This is a genomic window from Limnohabitans sp., from assembly GCF_040400975.1.
Lineage (GTDB): Bacteria > Pseudomonadota > Gammaproteobacteria > Burkholderiales > Burkholderiaceae_C > Limnohabitans_A.
The window spans coordinates 80,382-98,620 of sequence record NZ_JBBAPF010000012.1; the positions used below are offsets into that span (position 1 = coordinate 80,382).

Annotated in this window: 15 protein-coding genes; 11 read left to right on the plus strand and 4 right to left on the minus strand. The window is 55.6% G+C overall.

Annotated elements, in window-relative coordinates:
• The first annotated feature begins 53 nt into the window (after positions 1-53).
• Genes ABWQ00_RS09100 through ABWQ00_RS09110 form a run of 3 tightly spaced genes read left to right on the plus strand, consistent with a single transcriptional unit; the run spans position 54 to position 1,476 of the window.
• Positions 54-338 (plus strand): antitoxin, encoded by a 285-nt coding sequence (locus tag ABWQ00_RS09100; RefSeq protein WP_353238351.1) that lies wholly within the window; start codon positions 54-56, stop codon positions 336-338.
• A 15-nt stretch (positions 339-353) separates the two neighbouring features.
• Positions 354-752 (plus strand): type II toxin-antitoxin system VapC family toxin, encoded by a 399-nt coding sequence (locus tag ABWQ00_RS09105; RefSeq protein ID WP_353238352.1) that lies wholly within the window; start codon positions 354-356, stop codon positions 750-752.
• Between the two features lie 46 nt (positions 753-798).
• Positions 799-1,476: a metallophosphoesterase family protein gene (locus tag ABWQ00_RS09110; protein WP_353238353.1), complete on the plus strand. Its 678-nt coding sequence runs from the start codon at positions 799-801 to the stop codon at positions 1,474-1,476.
• Between the two features lie 27 nt (positions 1,477-1,503).
• Here ABWQ00_RS09110 and ABWQ00_RS09115 read toward each other — a convergent pair whose 3' ends face one another.
• From ABWQ00_RS09115 to ABWQ00_RS09125, 3 genes are all read right to left on the minus strand, one after another.
• Positions 1,504-1,836, minus strand: coding sequence for a type II toxin-antitoxin system RelE/ParE family toxin (locus ABWQ00_RS09115; RefSeq protein WP_353238354.1), 333 nt, complete (start codon positions 1,834-1,836; stop codon positions 1,504-1,506).
• Positions 1,833-2,114 carry a type II toxin-antitoxin system ParD family antitoxin gene (locus ABWQ00_RS09120; RefSeq protein WP_108312397.1) on the minus strand — a complete coding sequence of 94 codons (282 nt, stop codon included), beginning with the start codon at positions 2,112-2,114 and terminating at the stop codon, positions 1,833-1,835. The genes ABWQ00_RS09115 and ABWQ00_RS09120 overlap by 4 nt, the downstream gene beginning before the upstream one ends.
• An 87-nt stretch (positions 2,115-2,201) precedes the next feature.
• A complete protein-coding gene (locus ABWQ00_RS09125) occupies positions 2,202-2,402 on the minus strand; it encodes a hypothetical protein (RefSeq protein WP_353238355.1) in 201 nt (66 codons plus the stop codon).
• Positions 2,403-2,563: 161 nt separating this feature from the next.
• Here ABWQ00_RS09125 and ABWQ00_RS09130 point away from each other — a divergent pair, with 161 nt between their 5' ends.
• Both ABWQ00_RS09130 and ABWQ00_RS09135 read left to right on the plus strand, forming a co-directional pair.
• A complete protein-coding gene (locus ABWQ00_RS09130; RefSeq protein ID WP_353238356.1) occupies positions 2,564-2,848 on the plus strand; it encodes a hypothetical protein in 285 nt (94 codons plus the stop codon).
• Positions 2,849-3,117: 269 nt separating this feature from the next.
• Positions 3,118-4,650: a DNA cytosine methyltransferase gene (locus ABWQ00_RS09135; protein ID WP_353238357.1), complete on the plus strand. Its 1,533-nt coding sequence runs from the start codon at positions 3,118-3,120 to the stop codon at positions 4,648-4,650.
• A 107-nt stretch (positions 4,651-4,757) separates the two neighbouring features.
• Here ABWQ00_RS09135 and ABWQ00_RS09140 read toward each other — a convergent pair whose 3' ends face one another.
• Positions 4,758-6,827: an AIPR family protein gene (locus ABWQ00_RS09140; RefSeq protein ID WP_353238358.1), complete on the minus strand. Its 2,070-nt coding sequence runs from the start codon at positions 6,825-6,827 to the stop codon at positions 4,758-4,760.
• Between the two features lie 178 nt (positions 6,828-7,005).
• Between ABWQ00_RS09140 and ABWQ00_RS09145 the strand changes: the two genes are divergently transcribed.
• The 6 genes from ABWQ00_RS09145 (at position 7,006) to ABWQ00_RS09170 (ending at position 18,079) form a co-directional block, all read left to right on the plus strand.
• The gene (locus ABWQ00_RS09145; RefSeq protein WP_353238359.1) at positions 7,006-7,962 is read left to right on the plus strand and encodes a hypothetical protein; all 957 of its coding nucleotides are present in this window, start codon (positions 7,006-7,008) and stop codon (positions 7,960-7,962) included.
• Positions 7,963-8,429: 467 nt separating this feature from the next.
• Positions 8,430-9,647 (plus strand): DISARM anti-phage system protein DrmE domain-containing protein, encoded by a 1,218-nt coding sequence (locus tag ABWQ00_RS09150; protein ID WP_353238360.1) that lies wholly within the window; start codon positions 8,430-8,432, stop codon positions 9,645-9,647.
• Positions 9,644-11,416, plus strand: a complete 1,773-nt coding sequence (locus tag ABWQ00_RS09155; RefSeq protein WP_353238366.1) for a nuclease-related domain-containing DEAD/DEAH box helicase — start codon at positions 9,644-9,646, stop codon at positions 11,414-11,416. Before ABWQ00_RS09150 ends, ABWQ00_RS09155 begins: the two co-directional genes overlap by 4 nt.
• On the plus strand, positions 11,416-15,102 hold the full coding sequence (locus ABWQ00_RS09160; RefSeq protein ID WP_353238361.1) for a helicase-related protein: 3,687 nt from the start codon (positions 11,416-11,418) through the stop codon (positions 15,100-15,102). The genes ABWQ00_RS09155 and ABWQ00_RS09160 overlap by 1 nt, the downstream gene beginning before the upstream one ends.
• Complete coding sequence (drmB, locus tag ABWQ00_RS09165; RefSeq protein WP_502908105.1) at positions 15,099-17,216, plus strand: DrmB family protein; 2,118 nt, start codon at positions 15,099-15,101, stop codon at positions 17,214-17,216. The genes ABWQ00_RS09160 and drmB overlap by 4 nt, the downstream gene beginning before the upstream one ends.
• Before the next feature lie 236 nt (positions 17,217-17,452).
• Complete coding sequence (locus ABWQ00_RS09170; RefSeq protein WP_353238363.1) at positions 17,453-18,079, plus strand: DUF3427 domain-containing protein; 627 nt, start codon at positions 17,453-17,455, stop codon at positions 18,077-18,079.
• The last annotated feature ends 160 nt before the right edge of the window (positions 18,080-18,239 follow it).

Consider the following 18,239-nt stretch of genomic DNA (forward strand, 5'->3'; position numbering starts at 1 on the left):
CAATCAAAATGCGTCATATACTTTGGTATATGTCCGCGCCCAAGGAGGCCCCCATGTCACAAACTGCCAAACTTTTTGCCAACGGCCGAAGCCAGGCTGTGCGCCTGCCAGCCGCATTTCGGTTTGACACCCAAGAAGTCTTCATCCGACAAGACCCCGCCACGGGCGATGTGATCTTGTCTCGGCGGCCTGAAGACTGGCAAGGTTTTTTAACCGCCGCTCAAGCAGCCCAAGTGCCCGATGACTTTTTGGGCAGCGAAGAACGCCAAGCACAAGGCCACACGCCAGCCCCGGAGCGAGATCCGTTTGAAGACATGCCCCCTTCACTCAATCACTGACCAGCGAGCACGCCCATGTCACCGCGCTACATGCTGGACACCAACACCGTCAGCCACATCATCAAACGACACCCTCAAGTCATCCAGCGCTTGCTGGCTGTGCCCATGCACACCGTTTGCATCTCGGCCATCACGGCGGGCGAATTGTCATTTGGTCTGGCCAAGCGCCCCGAGGCCGTGGCCTTGAAAGCAGCTGTCACAGAGTTTTTGCGTCGTGTCGAAGTGCTACCTTGGGATGCCGCCGTGGCCCACACCTACGGCACCGTTCGCGCACAGTTGCAAAGCATGGGCACACCATTGGCAGCGCTGGACACCCAAATTGCATCCCATGCACTGCATGCCCAAGCCACGTTGGTGAGCAGCGACAAAGCCTTTGTGCAAGTCGCGGGTCTGCAGCTTGAAAACTGGACTTGATCAACTCCTGAACAGCTCAATACTGACCGCCCCAAGCTGCGCACACATGACCGGCCCCATCCTCTTCTGCGGCGACCCGCACGGCCAGTGGCAGCACATCATTGATGCTGCCGAGCAAACCCACGCCCGCGCCGTGATCTTGCTCGGCGACTTGGAGCCTGCACGTCCGCTGCACATCGAGCTGGAAGCGATTTGGGAGCGGGTCTGGTTCATCCACGGCAACCACGACACCGACCATGCGGGCATCTTTGGCAACGTGTGGCACGACGAAGTGAGCGAGCGCAGCCTGCACGGCCGCGTCGTCAAGCTGCCCTGCGGCACGCGCATCGCCGGGCTGGGCGGTGTGTTTCGCGGTGCGGTGTGGTACCCCAAAGACCAGCAAGCGCCCAAGTTTCGCAACCGCGAAGCGCACGCCCGAGTGACGCCGCGCCAAGACCGCTGGCAAGGTGGCGTGCACCTCAAACACTGGTCCACCATCTACCCCGACGAACTGGAACAACTGGCCTCGCTGCAAGCCGACATCCTCATCACGCACGAAGCGCCCGGCTACCACGACCACGGATTCAAAGAACTGGACACCCTGGCCCGCCGCATGGGCGTGCGCATGACGGTGCACGGCCACCAGCACGACAACATCGACAGCAGCGCCCACTGGGACGGGCAAGGGTTTCAGAGCTTTGGGGTGGGACTGCGGGGGGTGATGGCGGTGGATGGGCTGGATTGATCGTCACCCGACATCAACAGTCGCCATTCAATCCGGCAAATGCTTGGCCAAATCCATGCTGTCATGCAGCAAGCGGATGACATCGATAACTTGTCCGTCCGCAAACCTGAAAACCACCAAATGGCGGCCTTTTCTGCCCAGTCGTGCGACATGCAGTGTACGGATACCCAGCTCGATATCGTCGCGCACTTTGCTGCCCACAATGTTGGGGCCATCGGTCAGCGCCTCCAATGCAAGCGTCAGCGTCTCAAGATAGTCATCCGCCTGAAGTGCACCGAACTGATCGGTTGTCCAAACAAGCGCGTCAAGCAAATCGTGCTCGGCCTTTTCTGCCAACCGAACTGCCCATACCGCACTCATTGGACAGTGCGCACTTTGGCTGCAATGCCCTGCATGTGATCGCGCAAGCCTTGCTTGGATTCAAAAGTCTTGAAACGCCCCGCGTCAATATCGGCAATGCCCTCTTGGGCTGCTTTTCGCAAAGCCGCAAGTCGATAAGCGTCCTCAGCGTCTCTCTGCTCCACCATGCGCAGCCCCTCACGCAGAACTTCGCTGGCATTTTGATAGCGGCCACTTTGGACCAGCTGCTCGACCAACGCAGCTTGGTGATCAGTCAGCACGACATTTCGGGTAGGCATGGGAGGGCTTTTTGTTGAAACAGGATTGGCATATTATGCCAATAAGGTCCTGTTGGTCGAGGTTGTAGCAATCAGAGTACCGAAAGCTTATTCGTCCTCGTCTTCGGGGACAGGGTGAAAACAGTACGTACACAACTCTGCAGCATCGACTGGAACTTCGATATCGCAGTGCTCGCAAAAATCAAATCGTGCAACCGCTGTTGTTGCATCAAATTTGTTGACGCTTGTTAGTCCGCCGCGCTCAAAAACATGCGCGCCAGCAACTGCTGATTGATCCGTGTAGCTCATGCGCAACTCCCTATTAAAAGATACTCATAATTTTACTGTATTTATATACATGTACTGTATTTTTATACACAATAGATGAACTAATTCGCAAATCGGTGTACGCAGCGACTGCGGATACAACACGAAACTGCTGCACAACTCAAAAGATCATTGGAGATAGCATGAACAAGCCAAATCGCATCCCTGCAATCCCGGGCAAAAGCCGCTTCGCTTTGGAGCGCTGGTTCAACAAGTTACATCTGGAGGGCCTGATATTTCATCCTGATGATCAGCCTGAGGACATTGTTTCAATTGCCACTGGCGAAAAGGTCTTTACTCCCTTTGAGTGCCAAACATTACGTGAAGGCATTCAACTCCTATTCGAGTGCCATGGTGATTTGGTTTACGAAGTAGCTCTCGAATATTTCCAGAAGACCATGGAAGTCAAGCAAGCTGGCTTCCACTAAAAAAACCTGTGTAGCGTGAAATTACTCACGTTGCTGCCTGCATACTCTAAAAGTTGCAGGCATTTCGCGGCCACGAAGACAGCGACATGCTGCCGATTGGCCGGAAAATCTTCACTCACCACTTCCAGTCAGATAATGACCGAACCCCAAAACTGATCCTCTTGACAGAAGGCCTCAGACACAAGTGGCAGTTGCACTCCTCCACGGGACGGAGTGCAACCAGTCTGACAACCTCAACATAAGTGGACGTACGGGGCCATATCCAAAAAATGACATACAAAATCATCGATCTCTTTGCAGGGCCCGGCGGTCTCGGGGAGGGCTTTGCAGCCTACAAGAATGGATCCATTTTTGACATTGCACTGTCCGCTGAAATGGAATCCAGTGCTTACAAAACACTCACCTTGCGCAGCTTCTTTCGCAAAATACGTGGGGATCAGAAAGCGCTAAATGCTTATTACAGTTTCTGCGAGTCAGCAGATTCACCCCACCCTGGTGAGCTTTTTCCACTTGCGTGGAAAGCCGCGCAAGCAGAAGCACATCAGCTGACTCTGGGCGATCCCGGTCACAACAAGCAACTGGATGAACTTCTAAATCAATCAAAGCTGCATGAAGATGAAACTGTACTGATTGGCGGCCCCCCCTGTCAGGCTTACTCGCTTGTAGGGCGCGCCCGCAACATGGGCAAACAAGACTATGTTGCGGAAAACGATCACCGACACTTTCTCTACAAAGAATATCTGCGGATCTTGCATCGCAGCCGTCCAGCTGTTTTCGTGATGGAAAACGTGAAGGGGATTCTTTCAGCGCAAGTGGGGGGCAAACTGGTATTTCACGACATCCTCCGCGACCTTACTGATCCCGGCAAAGCACTAGGCAAAAGAAGCGGCGCTCGTTACACCATTCACTCACTTGTTTCACGCGTGAAGTTCGCGCCAGGGGACAACCCCGAAGAGCTGGATGCAAGTGAATTCATCATCAAAGCAGAAAAGTTTGGAATCCCACAGGCTAGGCACCGCGTGATACTGCTTGGCGTCCGTGAGGACCTTGCCTACGACGGAAGAAAATTACTGCGTGAATCCGAGCCACTGTTTGTTGAGGATGCATTTAAGGGCATGCCGCTATTACGAAGCAAACTAAGCACGGGCGATACCGATACAAAGTGGCACGAAGCAATACTTGGTCACGCCAACACTCTCTTCAGAGATGCCAAGGAAAACGGAAAGGGTACGCTGGCGGAGGAACTCAAAGCATGCATGATCCGAATGAATGGGAGTATGGAAACAGGTGCACTTAGATTTGGCCGCAAATACTCTTCACATGGGCAAACTCCATTCCACAAGTGGGTGCAAGATCCTAGGCTCAACGTTTGGTTAAACCACGAGACACGGTCACACATGTCCAGTGACCTTGCCCGCTACTATTTCACCGCTGTTTACGGCCAAACTTTCAACCGTTCACCCAAGGGCCATCATGAGTTTTCACTTAAAGGTCTAGCACCTGAACATGCCAACTGGGAATCAGGCAAGTTCGCTGACCGATTTCGGGTGCAGCTCCTTAATGCACCGAGCACCACAGTGACTAGTCATATCGCTAAAGACGGCCACTACTTTATCCACCCTGATCCCCGTCAATGTCGCAGCCTCACGGTGAGAGAGGCGGCAAGACTGCAGACATTCCCAGACAACTATTTCTTCCAAGGAAATCGTACACAGCAATACCACCAAGTAGGCAATGCCGTGCCGTCGTTACTTGCCAACCAGATTGCTCATGTTGTTAACTTGATAGTTTCAGACACGTAACTAAAGAATGTTGAACGAAGCGACACTCAGCGCTTAGCGTCTAAATCAGCATCTAGAACTCAATTTGCACAAGTGCCAAGTGCGACCATTGCCTGAGACATGCGCGGCTAACTACCCTGGTAGCCCGCCTGCTCTAGACGTTTGCGAATCAGGAGAATTGCCACTGCTTGCTTGGAAGTTGGAACCCGACCTGATGTGCCAGCCAGCATCAAAAGTTGGTCTTCCTTTGGGGTCAGCTCCTTGCACTTAATTCCCCAATCTCGAAGCTTTCGCCAATTCGAGTATTTGTAGTTAACCACCTCAGTGATTGCTGCAATGTCAGTGTCAATACGTGCAACCCCAACGGCGTCCTCCAAGCGATGTTGCACCTCTATCAGAGACACAAGCTCTGCTGCAAACGCCGGCTGCAGCTGAGCCGGCTTCTGCTGTGCACGCTGCCAAGCCAGTTCTTTCTTGCACCATTCCGTGATATTTTCAATCCCATGTTCAGGGGATGTAATCACTTCATACATGGTTTTCGCAATCACTTTCAGCTGGTCGGTTAGTGCTGGTGAAATTGCCTGCGCCCGCCAGATGGATTGAAGGTTCAAAACCCTTCCCGCCCCCTGCTCTGATATAACTTGGACCAGCTTCGCAATAGTGAATGTAATGATGTTTGCCCGGTAGCCACCGTCGTACCAATCAGTCTGTGTTGGAATGAGTTGCTCCAGATCGCGGAAAACAATCGCATGTGCAACTACTGCCTTGAAAAACTCATCGTTGAACTGGAGTTGATTGCTAAGCCATTCAGCAACAATAAATCGGCTGTAGATATCAAAGTTCTTCTGTGCACCTTTACTGACCTCATGTGGCAGCTGTCGCCAAGAATTTTCAATTTTGGCCAAATCTGTCTTTGTGATGAGCTGGCGTCTAGGATTATCGGCTTCAAATCGAAGCTTTTCAGACGGACTCATCTTTGTCGTCTCGATGCGATACTGGCCTTTTGCGCGTTCGTAGAACCAAGTCGTTGGCCTCTGGGATCCCGCCTTTGGTGGCGCCTTGATCCGTCTCGACAACTCTTCCATCTTTCGATGAAAAGCGTGATTAGAGAAGAGGTCCGAGTCGGCCACCTTGGTTTGCCTGTTTGCAAACTCAGCGATTTTGGGAATCATCTCATCTGATCTTGATGCATCTACAACAGAAAGCTTCATTGGGACAAAGATCCCACCAAGCTCTGCTCCGTCTTTTCGACGTGCATGTGCCAAAGATGCAGTGGTCTGGCCGCCATTCACGATTTGCAGGTCAGTTGCAGAAATAAGCCTCATGCCATCAGGCGTGAGCATGGTTTCGACCGAAGTGGCAGTAGCTGCGATTCCGTTGTTGAAGGCAAAGAACATCTCGGGGCTACGCAGGGTGGTCTCACGAATAGCCTTGTTCACCTTCACCGCCTTCCCTAAGAAACTTCTGACATTTCCTTCAAGAAGACGGCTACCATATTCCTCGTACATGCGAGCAAGGGCATCGCCGGGAAGAACACAAAGATAGCCGTTGTATTCAGACTGATTCAGGCTGGCTTTAAGACACGGGATACCATCATCGACGAGGCTTTTGAAGTTGACGGTCAAGACCTCACGCCCTGAACTCGATGTGAATGCGTCATGGAAACGGGCAATGTCCCAGATATGGAACTCGGCAGGGATTCCACCGATAGGCTCTTCTGGCCAGCTTCGGATATGGTCGCTCATGAGCGCATCAGTCGCCAGATAGATCCGTAACCTCGTGATATTTGCCCTATGTAGATGCATTAGAGCTGACAGATCTGTGGCGGGATCTTCGTCTGCTGGAAGGTGATCATCGTTACCTGACAATGCTTCGTCGACAAATGCAATAACCCTCCCAAAGATGGTCTTTGCCATCGTCTGCGTAAGAGTGACCGGAAGCTTGTCCCCTTTGAACTCGACAATGACCAGTCGTAAGGAGCCATCCACCTCATCGAAGGCATATCCGTCTATTCCGAGACTCCTGCGCCTAGTTCCCATGCCACGGTATGGACTGGCCACGAAATCAGTCAGTTCCTCAGCATCTTCCAACAATTCTCCCGCAACAACGCCGAATCCAGCCTCGGGGTCTCGGCCGCCGAATTCTTCTATCGAACGCTTAATTACTCCATCACGGAATGATGCCAAGTTCTCTTCCATCTCTACCTCTCCATGTATGTCGACGTTGCCAGAAGCGATTCATTCGAAAAACTAGCATGTCCGGTTTAGCAGGAACTAAGTCCCACGATAATTCATCAATAATAGAATAAAACAGAGGAGAGGTTGTACTGTGTGCACTGACATCGATGTAGTCATTCACGCCCTAAAGCGCGAAGACTTGAGCCTCTCAGATGGCAAGGGACCAATTGCACCCCCGCCCTGGGCCGACTGGCTTGTCTGGCTTGGTCAGTGGATGAGGATCCAGAGCACTCTTGAAGGCCGGCGAATTGCCGTCGTGCGCTTGCCGAATAGAAGGCTCTCCGCTGCATTCACGGCCTTGGGCTCCGCCTTCGCATCAGCACGGCTCTATGACGACTCTCTCGACTGGGAAGGGTTGAAAAATCTCGCACCCGGCTGCAAGGTATTCTGGCGGGAATATGCGTCGGGCAAGCCCATGCGTTGGTCAGGGTCTGTCGTCGGCGTTAGACAGATCGCAGGGGGCGACTTTCTGGAAGTTGTCATGGAGGGAAAGAGGAAGGCTCATCAGGGCAACCGCCTTTTCGCCAAGTCTGCAGCACTGTCCCATGGAATAACCCTCGGTTCGGTGAGCGCCACCACTGATACCCGACTGACTGGTGCGGAGCGTGTCTTCGAGGCGGCACTGAAAGACGCACCCAAGGGCTGGCATCGGTCGCCCACAATCGAATGCACTGTCATCACGGAGAGAACATCCTTTCTGGGAGATCTTGAAGGTCTGGTCATCCGCGTTGCTGAAACAGCCGAGGCCGAATGCTCGGACATTCTGGCAATAGCCGACCCGGGGGGGAGGACACATGGCAAGACAAGGGTGGCTCCCGCCCGGAGCGATGGTGTCCTCGATGAGCCCGGGGGGGGGCTGACAATTCTCGACGGTGCCGCCGCAGTGCGGCGCATGAGCGATACCACCGCTAGGAGCGTCGTGGTCCTGCTTGATCAGGCGGAATACGACGAGGAAGTAGAGCAGCTGCTCCAGACCTACTTGGACCATGCCGTCGATGCTGGCATCCACCCGCCGTCGGGAGGGGTCATGACCCCTCCCGACGGCGTTCAACCCTTCATCTTCGGTCTGCAACTGCAAGCTGGGTTAACCACATGACGCGCCCCATGAATGCGAACGGCAACCAGCTAATTCGACCATACCAGACGGAGTCGGACGTGCCTTGTGCTGCCGTCGCACCGGTGTCTGTCCTGGATCTGGTGTCCGCTTGCCATGCAAATGTGGCCGGATCCAGACCGAGGAAGGTGGTCATCGAATTTCAGCCGATGCAGCACATTGCCAGGGTCTGCTCATCGATATTCTCAAGTGTTGACCGAGAAGATCCACTTCAACGCGAAGCGGCACGAGACGCATGGCTGGTGAAGTCTTCGCTCGCGCTCACAGCACTGCCATTCGATGATCCACGCTTGGGAGTGGACGAGCTCCTAGACAGGCTACAGCACGCGTCCGTGAGCATCCCGGGCATCCGCACTGCAGTGGATGACTTGGCCAGAGCGGTCGGGCAGCTAGTTTCGGGAGCAGCCAATCCGAAACGGGACGCCCTGCTTACACTGCTTCACGAGTCAATGCGCAGCGACCTTCCTCTGGCTGTTCTCGCCAACGTCTGCGGCTCACCGACTCCTGGGTGGCCAGCATCCATTGATCCGGAATCAGACTTCGGTCTTGCGGCGTTGAAGCTCATCAGACGGAGGCGCCAGACAAGGGATTCACTGTACGCACGATTGATCATCCCCGGAAATCCCTGGTTCGCGCCGAGGAGCCTTCTCTTCGACCTGCTTTATGGTGGACGGACGTCGGATGTTGTCGTGGTCGGCTATCGATCAGAACACCCTTCTTTGCCTGTCCCAAAGGAACTTCCAAAGAACCACTGCTTCCAGCTAACTACTGGGAATTCTCGACAGACGCAGGAGCCAGAAGAGCTTAGCGAAGGTGCCCAGGCCGACGACAAATGGGCCCACGAATCGCTCTGGGCGTCCATCAACGCCCAGCACGGTGACCTGACCCCGATCTCGGACAGCGATGTCACAGTAGATGCAAAGTTCGTCCTGTTCGCGGACGGCAGCGGCACTTTTCTCCCTGCATATGGACGAGTCGTGGAGGTCTCGGATCTGTTCGAAACGGGCGACAAATTCGATATCACGGAAGACAAGCTTCCCCGAACCCCGGTTAGAGATCTGAATGAGGGCGACCTCGTAATGCTCAGGCTGTCTGGAAGCGGCGACTATTTAGACGATGTTGTTGATACCCTGATGCGGCAGGCCGGCGAAGCAGGATTGCGCCGAAGTGCCCTCCAATGGAAGGAACGGCTTAAGCAGGCAATCAAGCGCCATGGGGAAGGTGTGGTGGCAATGAACATGCGAGGTCTCGGCGTCAGGCTCCGATCACCACAGTACCTTTGGGAATGGGCGGGGGATGCCGTGATGGCACCTCATGATCGTCAGACATTCCTGCATCTGATTGCCACCACTTGGCAGTTGGAGGGCTTGGGCGTTGATGATGTATCCGAAATCTATGCAAATGCACGGTGGGATGAGATGGAGCGCCTGAAGGCATACCATCACAAAGCAGGGGCTGTCATACGCGCGGCATTGCTCGCCCGGGTCCGTGAACTCGTTGCTGAGCGTCGTCACATAGAGACGGTCGAGTCGATTGAATTGCCGGGCGCAGCAGCCGGCCGGATGGGACTGCTTCGAGTGGCCGCCATCGACACCAAGACAAGACGGGTTCCGACGTCGACATTGTTCCATCTGGCCAAGGTAAAGGTGACTCCATGGCAAGGATGATTCCCCCTCAGGTAGCCGCTGATGCACCCAGGGGCGAAAGGCAGCTGTTTTCCAAGTTGCGGGATGATCCCATGACCAGGGATTGGCTGGTACTTCACTCCTTCGACATACGTCGCCATGTAGTTAGGGCTGAAGGTGAAGCCGACATGCTGATCATTGCGCCTGGCCTGGGCGTTCTCTGCATCGAAGTCAAGGGCTGCAATGTTGTCAGAGAGGGAGGGCTCTGGAAGTACTCCTATGACCCACCGAAGACAACCACCGTTGGCCCATTCCGTCAAGCGAGTCAGGCTGCGCACTCGATTCGGCAGTACCTATCGCACAAGGATCCTTCGCTCGGTTCCATCCTTTTCCACTCCGCCGTTCTCTTCACGGAAATCGACTTTGCAGACAAGTCGCTCGAGTGGGAGCCTTGGCAGATCATCGGAAGAACTGACTTTTTCCGACAGCCAATCTCAACAGTCGTCACCCGAGCACTCGAAGCTGCTCATTCCCAGTGTCGGGCCCGCAGGCCGATCCCGACTTGGTACGGCAACCAGAGCCGCCCCACCGCCCGGCAGCTTGAATCCATGCTCCGGCTCCTTCGACCCGACTTCGAATACATTGCATCCACCCGCAATAACGTGGAACTCGCCGAGGAAGCAATACGCAGGTTCACGGAGGAGCAGTTCGACGCACTGGATCACCTCGAGGACAACCGTAGAGTCATCTTCAAGGGTCCAGCCGGCACTGGCAAGACGTTCCTCGCGATCGAGGCTGCACGACGAGCCGTGCTCGATGGTCGCAGCGTCGCCCTGTTGTGTTTCAACGGTCTGCTGGGTGCGTGGCTGAGGCGAGAGACTGCCGCGATTAGAGATGAGGCAGAGGAGCGATCCATCCCCTTTTTTACTGGGAACCTTTCAGGGCTCATGCGCCAAGTTGCTGGTGCCGATGTACCGGCAACTGCCGACAGTAGGTTCTGGGAAATTGAGCTGCCAGAGCGTGCCGTCGAAACATTGCTGGACGACAGTCGCGAAACACCGACCTTCGATCTGCTGCTCGTGGATGAAGCGCAGGACCTGCTATCCGACCCGTTTCTTGACGTCATGGAGCTGCTGCTTAGCGGCGGTCTTGCAAGCGGACGCTGGGCGATGTTCGGCGACTTCGAAAGACAGGCTATCTATGCCGACAACAGAGCGAACACCGGACTTGAGCGACTGCAGAGTCGCACCGCTGACAGCATTTCAACGTACCGGTTGCGCATCAATTGCCGGAATGCCACGAGGATCGCGGAGGCTGTAACGATCACCTGCGGGTTATCGCCTGGCTACAGCAGGATCCTCAGCACCACAGATTCAGCAGATGTCGAACCAGTCTTCTACCGTAGCACCACCCATCAGGCAGAAGTCCTGCTCGCGACCATCGCAAAGCTCCTGAAATCCTTTGCTCCGGCAGAGATTGTCGTCCTATCAATGCGTTCCGACGCCTCTTCATGCGTCTCCCGACTCGATCGAGAACAAGACAGCTGGCAATTCAATTCCTATCGCGAAATGCCCGAGGGCGGGGCTTCGGTCCGATACGCCAGTGTCCATGCGTTCAAGGGACTGGAAGCACCAGCCATAGTTCTGACGGACATAGAAGGCGTCGATGACGAGCAAGCCAAGGCACTGCTCTACGTCGGCATGTCTCGAGCAAGGGTTCGGCTCCATGTTTTCATGCATGAGCGCCTGCGCTCAGGATACGACGCAATGGTAGATGCTGGCCTCAAAGCCGCACTCAAAAGGAATCACTGATGTCATCACTCGACACGAACCTTGCCAACAGAGAGCAGATGCTCACTCGCCTTCGGGCTGAGGTCGTGGGGCCGGATCCCTCCGGCAAGCCAGTCTCGCTGGTTGACAAACAGACCATGACCTGGGAAGAGTACCGGATTCCACGGGTGCAGGCGGACGGACAGGAAATAGTTTGGCAGGATCCTCCAACCAAGCGATTTGGTGCAGGCATTCTTTTCCCACTTGGCGCCACTGAAGAGACTGTGGTCAACGCGACAGAGGGCGAGGAGTCAATACCTGACAATGTGCCGGAAGTGCCCCTCCCGGGCCTGCTGACCGACCAAGTGCCATCGGCATGGGAGCATGCATCGTCATTCGGATCAACGGCCGACGATCAGGAAGAGGAAGACGTCACTCTGGCCAATGCGTTCCGTCCTTCTGCCATCGGCGTCAGCTTCTTGGCCGACTTAGCCTCAGAAACCGCAGGGATCTCCATCGAGCTTGTGAACGTCGGTCGGGTCGGGCTTGAGAAAACCATCGAACAACCATGCGGCGTATATGCGCCATTGACTATCCAGCTGGGCGGGAGTATTGGCAAGCAATCGATAGCGCGCAAGGTTTGGCTGCGAAAGGCGGTGGTTGACGACCATGGCAAGGTGCCAGTCATTCACTTGGCGACAGCAGATTTGCTCAACGCACGTCATCCGTTGCGGTGCTTGATCGGGCCTGCAGCACTCGGTCTGGAACTGGTCGTCGTTTCACGCACTTGGCATTCAGCGCCGAGCAGTATGCACAGGCTACTGACCATTTCGGTTGCCAACAAGAAGCAGGCAAATGAAGCCGAGTTTGAAACTCAGTGTCTCTTCCAGGCTGGAATCCGGGTCAGCGGTCAGAGCAGCAGACAATGGATCGATCCATATCCAGACAGTCTAGTCGCCGATTTCCATAGTTCGGATCCGATGGCGGATGAGAACGTCAACCGTGTCCTTTACAGGGAGAACCGGACCTTTGCTATCGGCCACGGCTGCGGTGCTGATTGGATAAGCGGGCGCCCGAAACGGGTCGATGCAGTGTGGTCGGATGTGCTGCCGGTTTTCGAGACGCCGGCAACAAGCGCCGATCTACAAATCAGAGGTCCAGAAGGCAGACTGCAGCCCCTGCGCGTCAGCATGCGATTGCTGGCGGGCCTACAGCCCAATGACGACGGATTGGCCGACGTCGACCACCTGCTGAAGGAGTATCACGACTGGATTGCCTCACTTGACTCAAAGGTTGCGACGATAGCAGAGCTGTATCGGCCCACTGCAACTGAACTCATAGACAAATGCCGCCAATGCGCCGATCGGATTGCGGATGGGCTGTCGATTCTGCGGCAGTCTGACTCCCTTGGAGATGTTGCACGCAAGGCTTTTAGGCTGGCAAATCAGGCCATGCTGGTAGCCCAGCTAAGAGCCCGACAGGAATTGAGACTGCCTGGGCACGACACTAGTGGGAAGCTGACTTGGTCACGTCCAGTTGCGGAGCTGGACCCATCGGTACCGAACGAGAGGCAGGGCTATTGGCGGCCGTTTCAGATTGCCTTCCTGCTCATGTCGTTGCGGGGAATCTGTGACCCTTCTCACCGCGACCGGACTGAAGTCGACCTCATCTGGTTTCCGACTGGCGGGGGTAAGACCGAAGCATATCTGGGACTAACCGCCTTTACGGTCTTTTTCAATGCGCTAACCGGAGTTTCCAACGGCGGTGTCGATGTGCTTATGCGTTACACGCTGCGACTGCTAACCGCACAACAGTTCCAACGTGCTGCAACACTCTTCTGCGCGATGGAACAATTGAGGCGCGGGGATGCAGTAGCCTTGGGAGATCGGCCTTTCCGCATCGGGCTGTGGGTGGGCAGTTCCGCCACGCCAAACAAGCGCGATGACGCAGTTGCCAAGCTACAGAAACTCGGGCGAGATCCCGACGCAGAAAATCCCTACGTCCTTCTCAGATGCCCGTGGTGCGCAGCAAAGTTTGGTCCTCACGAAGACACTCCCTCCGCAGCTCAGCGCGGGAGAGGCAGAGGTGGTCGGCAGGCAGCAGGTGTCCAAGTGTATGGGTATAAGAGGGAACGCGGCCCTTCCGGAGACACTGTCGTATTCCGATGCCACGATGCCGACTGTGAGTTCGGTGGCCTGGCCGGACCTGGAAATCCCCCACTGCCGATTGTTGTCATTGACGAGGATCTGCTCGATTCGCCACCCAATCTCCTTATCGGGACAGTGGACAAGTTCGCGATGCTGGCTTGGTCACCTGCGGCACGGAGCATCTTCGGGCTGGATGAATCGGGCCGCCATCGTGGTGTCCCGCCAACCTTGATCATCCAGGACGAGTTGCACCTGATCTCTGGTCCGCTGGGTTCGATGGTGGGTGCCTATGAAACCGTCATAGAAGCTCTGTGCATTGATCCGCTCGGCGGAATGATCCTTCCCAAGATAGTTGCATCGACTGCAACTATCAGCCGTGCCCGCGAACAAATTGTCGGTCTGTATGCGCGGTCAGGGGTCATGCTTTTCCCGCCCTCAGGGCTCGATGCTGCCGATTCATTCTTTGCGCGTGAAGCATGCGATGAACAAGGAAGGCCTAAACCCGGAAGACTCTATGCAGGAGTGCTTGCCCCCGCACACACATCACTCCAAACGTCAGAAGCCAGAGTTTTCGCAACCCTGATGCAACATGCTTCCCTTCTAGAGGGGGATGCTCGCGATCTTGATCCATGGTGGACCCTGCTCGTATTCTTCAACTCATTGCGGGAACTGGGTGGTGCTGCCACCCTTTTCACCGCTGACACACGTGAATATCTCAAGGTAATCCTGAACCGCCATGGTCTCGATTACTCAAGAATCCGCCAGCTATTTCACGTCGAGGAATTAACCAGCCGTATCCGCGGCGATCACATTCCACGCCTGTTGGAGCGCCTAGAAGTATCCGTCACGGTCCGCGAAGGGAAAGGCGCGTCAGTCCCCAGCCCGGCACCCATTGATGCGTGCCTAGCGTCCAACATCATCGAAGTGGGCGTGGACGTCCCGAGGCTGTCTCTAATGGCGATCGTGGGGCAGCCCAAGACAACCTCTCAGTACATCCAAGTCTCCAGTCGCGTCGGCCGGGATCTGGAGCGCCCTGGAATGGTGGTCGTGATCTATGGCCAGACGAAACCTAGGGACCGAAGCCACTACGAACGCTTTCGGTCATACCACCAGCGGCTCTACGCCCAAGTCGAGCCGACCAGCGTCACCCCGTTCAGTCCGCCGGCGGTCGACCGGGCTCTGCATGGACTGGTCGTTGCATTGGTTCGGCAGCTCGGTCACCGGGGACGCGAGGCAGATACACCGGACCCCTTTCCGCTCGCGCCTGGCACTGAGCTTAGACTTCGAATCGAGGAGATCATCCGCGATCGTGTAAAAACCGTCGCACCTGATGAGGAGATGTCCGTGATGGACAGGCTCAGACTTCGACTAGACCAGTGGAAGGCCTGGAATCCGGCCGAGTATGGGGATTTCGCAAGATCGCCAGAACACCCGCCGCTGATGCATCCTGCAGGCAGAACGGAACTTGCCCAGTGGGATGGGCGCAGCTGGGCAACGATGTCTTCACTCCGCAATGTCGATGCGAGCTGCGAGGCAGATCTAACGATGCAGTACAACAATATTCCAGGGGGAAATCCATGACCCGCCCCATCAGACGATCGCAGGCCGTGTCACCGTTCGGTGTAGGGGCCATGGTGGACTTCCCAGGGCCTGTCTCCCTGATCCATGCTGGCCTGGACGCATGGCCCTTCGATGATAGGAACCCGGACCATCGTGAATTCCGTGTGGACGATGAGCCAAGACTCGCCAAACGCCTTGGTGTCGATTTTTTCGTCCAGCCTCCAGACTATCGGCAGGTCGAAGGTGGCGGCACGGGAAGCGCCGTCAACCTTGGGCTAAAGCTACCTTTCCTTCGATTCCCGCTGTGGCACTCGTGTCCTCGCTGCGGTCGCATGTTCGAGGCAAAGTATCACCACCGATCCGCTCCGGAGTGTCAGGGACCCATTGGAAGCGGGGCAGAAAAAGGCCGGACTCACTCTAAGAGGCGAACTATCCAAGTTCGTTTTGTCAGTGCCTGCCAGTCGGGTCACCTGCGTGATTTCCCTTGGATCGAGTGGCTGGGCCTTGATCGCTCTGAGTGGGACGGGATCAGGACTGACCGCTGGCTGCGTCTCATTTCTACTGGTTCTGCGTCAATTGCTGGCGTGGTGATCGTTGCCGAGCGACAGGACGGCACAGGAATTATCGAAGTAGCTCGCAAGTCGCTCGCCGGCGCGTTCAGCGTCGAACCCAATGGGACGACGGCCCTCACCTCCATGAAGATCATGTGCGATGGTCAGAACCCTGCGCTCGGCCTTGGCGATGGCGGCGACGACCCTACCGACCCCTGCGGTCAGAACCTGAGGGCGGTGCTTCGGGGAGCAAGCAACCTCTACTTCGGCGATGTCCGAAGCTCAATCTATGTTCCGGATATTGAAGACAACGGTCTACCCCAGCCGGTGCTTGATCTACTCGACGATCACACATTCAAGCAAGAACTCCTCAACGGAGCACTGGCAGCAGAAAACGGAACTCTGGGGCCAAAGGCAGCCGGCGTTATCTTGCGTCGACGCCATCCTGAGTCTGATGTGAAGCCGGAGGTGCTCGCTACGGCGGTCAACACGCACATCCTGCACGAGATACTGACCCACCCACGACTAACTGCCAGTGCCTTGGTGCAAAAGGTCAAGGCAGCAGCTGACGGAAAGGTTTCTTCCAAGATTCTCTCCGATATCATTCGGACCGCTAATCCAGACTGGTCCATCGATCCGGAACTACTGGTGGAATCCGTGACCACCTGGCTCAAGCGCCGTGAAGGTTTTGATTCGGAAGGCGATCCACAACTTACTGAGGACGTCTCGGACAACACTTATCGCGCAGAAGAATATCGCGCCTTCTGCCGGGATGGCCAAGATGGTGTGCCAAAAGTAAATCTGCTGGTGCGAAGTAAGGCCATTGAAAATTACAGCGACCTAGTGCGCAGAAACTTCTCCCGTATTGCGCTGCTCGACAAGCTGCGGGAAACCCGGGCCTTTGTCGGTTTCAGCAGGATCTACGCCAGCTCGAACATACCGCCTGCTCAGCGCTGGAAGCTCATCTCTAGGACTCAACGCAACTGGCTTCCTGCCGCTGTCGTTCGCGGCGAGGGCATCTTTCTCAGGTTTGACCAAGAGCGACTTGCCCAGTGGGACAGAGAATTCGGAGCGCTGCACAGGGAGCGGCTACGCCAAGTCAATCGGAACCTGCAGGCACAGGCATCAAGACGACAGATACACGTCGACGATGCATCTCCTGTTCTCGTTCTGATGCACACATTTGCACATGTGCTGATCAGCCAGCTAGTGTTTGACTGCGGATATGGCTCATCCTCGCTTCGTGAACGAATTTACTTCTCTGATACTGAACCGCAAATGACGGGGATTCTGATTTACACCGCCGCAGGAGATTCGGAAGGCACAATGGGCGGACTCGTTCGAATGGGTGAGCCAGAACAACTCGACCGCACCATTGCCCGGGCACTCGATCGGGCTCGCTGGTGTTCAAGTGATCCTGTCTGCATCGAGAGCACTGGCCAAGGACCTGACAACTGCAACCTTGCAGCATGCCATTCATGTGGTCTGTTACCTGAGACCTCATGTGAGATGCAGAATCGGCTACTGGATCGAGGCATGCTGATCGGGGACCTGAACCGGCCAGAAATAGGCTTTTTCTCATAGTACGAAACTGATAAAGACATGTACACGGCAAACATTGACGTCCAGCACGAAAATACCGAAACCGGATAATTACGTAATGATCAAAGAAATCAGATTGCAGAGATGGCGGTTTTCCGATACCTGCTCGCCGCTATATGCAGGAGTTTAGGGAGTCCGCTAGTGAAACTGACGTACCACATAGCCGTCATCGTATCTACTCTAGTCTGAAGCGGGACTCTCCATTTTGATCAAAGGAGTTGATCACTCTCCGTCGTGCAGGCTCGATCACGGGCAACGTGGTGGACATCGAGCGGCAAGACGACAGCGGCGACAACCAATACCTGCTGCGGGTAGTCACCAAGGGCCGCGATGGCCAATACATTCTGAAAGCCAACAACCCGGACTACGAAGACCTGACGGCCACCGACGACATGCGCACGCTCGCTCGCCTGCGCAACATCATCGATCCACTGGATCTGGCGCTCGGTGAGCCTTTCATGCGCGAAGACATTCCGGCGCTGTTTGGCGAGGCTTACAACCCCGGCAATTGGAATGTCGGCCATGTGGTGCTGGCCCAGAAAAAGGCGCACATCCTGCTGGTCACGCTCAACAAACAAGGCCGGGCTGACGAGCACAAGTACATGGACCACTGGATCGATGACACGCACTTTCATTGGCAAAGCCAGAACGCCACCGACCCGGCCAGTAAACGCGGCGACGAAATCATCCGCCACGCCGCTTTAGGCATCGACATCCATCTCTTTGTGCGCGACACCAAGCTGGCTGTCGGCAAGGCCGCACCCTTCACGTACCACGGCCGGGTGCGCTACCAGTCGCACCAGGGCAGCAGGCCCATGAGCATTGTGTTTGGACTGACCGCCTAGGAGTCTGGGCGGCAGAAACCAGGGTTGACCCCAGCAACCGATGATGGGTCGGTGCGTTTAAGGGGTATGAGTACAAGTTACATCCCCTACGTGCCAGAACAGCAGCAGCTCTTGCCCTGTGCCTTGCAGGAGTGGCTGCCGGCCGGTCATCTGGCGTACT

Excerpts from the sequence above, each read along its gene's own strand:
- ABWQ00_RS09100 (WP_353238351.1), top strand. The coding sequence starts at position 54 with ATGTCACAAACTGCCAAACTTTTTGCCAACGGCCGAAGCCAGGCTGTG.
- ABWQ00_RS09105 (WP_353238352.1), top strand. The coding sequence starts at position 354 with ATGTCACCGCGCTACATGCTGGACACCAACACCGTCAGCCACATCATC.
- ABWQ00_RS09110 (WP_353238353.1), top strand. The coding sequence starts at position 799 with ATGACCGGCCCCATCCTCTTCTGCGGCGACCCGCACGGCCAGTGGCAG.
- ABWQ00_RS09115 (WP_353238354.1), bottom strand. The coding sequence starts at position 1,836 with ATGAGTGCGGTATGGGCAGTTCGGTTGGCAGAAAAGGCCGAGCACGAT.
- ABWQ00_RS09120 (WP_108312397.1), bottom strand. The coding sequence starts at position 2,114 with ATGCCTACCCGAAATGTCGTGCTGACTGATCACCAAGCTGCGTTGGTC.
- ABWQ00_RS09125 (WP_353238355.1), bottom strand. The coding sequence starts at position 2,402 with ATGAGCTACACGGATCAATCAGCAGTTGCTGGCGCGCATGTTTTTGAG.
- ABWQ00_RS09130 (WP_353238356.1), top strand. The coding sequence starts at position 2,564 with ATGAACAAGCCAAATCGCATCCCTGCAATCCCGGGCAAAAGCCGCTTC.
- ABWQ00_RS09135 (WP_353238357.1), top strand. The coding sequence starts at position 3,118 with ATGACATACAAAATCATCGATCTCTTTGCAGGGCCCGGCGGTCTCGGG.
- ABWQ00_RS09140 (WP_353238358.1), bottom strand. The coding sequence starts at position 6,827 with ATGGAAGAGAACTTGGCATCATTCCGTGATGGAGTAATTAAGCGTTCG.
- ABWQ00_RS09150 (WP_353238360.1), top strand. The coding sequence starts at position 8,430 with ATGCGCAGCGACCTTCCTCTGGCTGTTCTCGCCAACGTCTGCGGCTCA.
- ABWQ00_RS09155 (WP_353238366.1), top strand. The coding sequence starts at position 9,644 with ATGATTCCCCCTCAGGTAGCCGCTGATGCACCCAGGGGCGAAAGGCAG.
- ABWQ00_RS09160 (WP_353238361.1), top strand. The coding sequence starts at position 11,416 with ATGTCATCACTCGACACGAACCTTGCCAACAGAGAGCAGATGCTCACT.
- drmB (WP_502908105.1), top strand. The coding sequence starts at position 15,099 with ATGACCCGCCCCATCAGACGATCGCAGGCCGTGTCACCGTTCGGTGTA.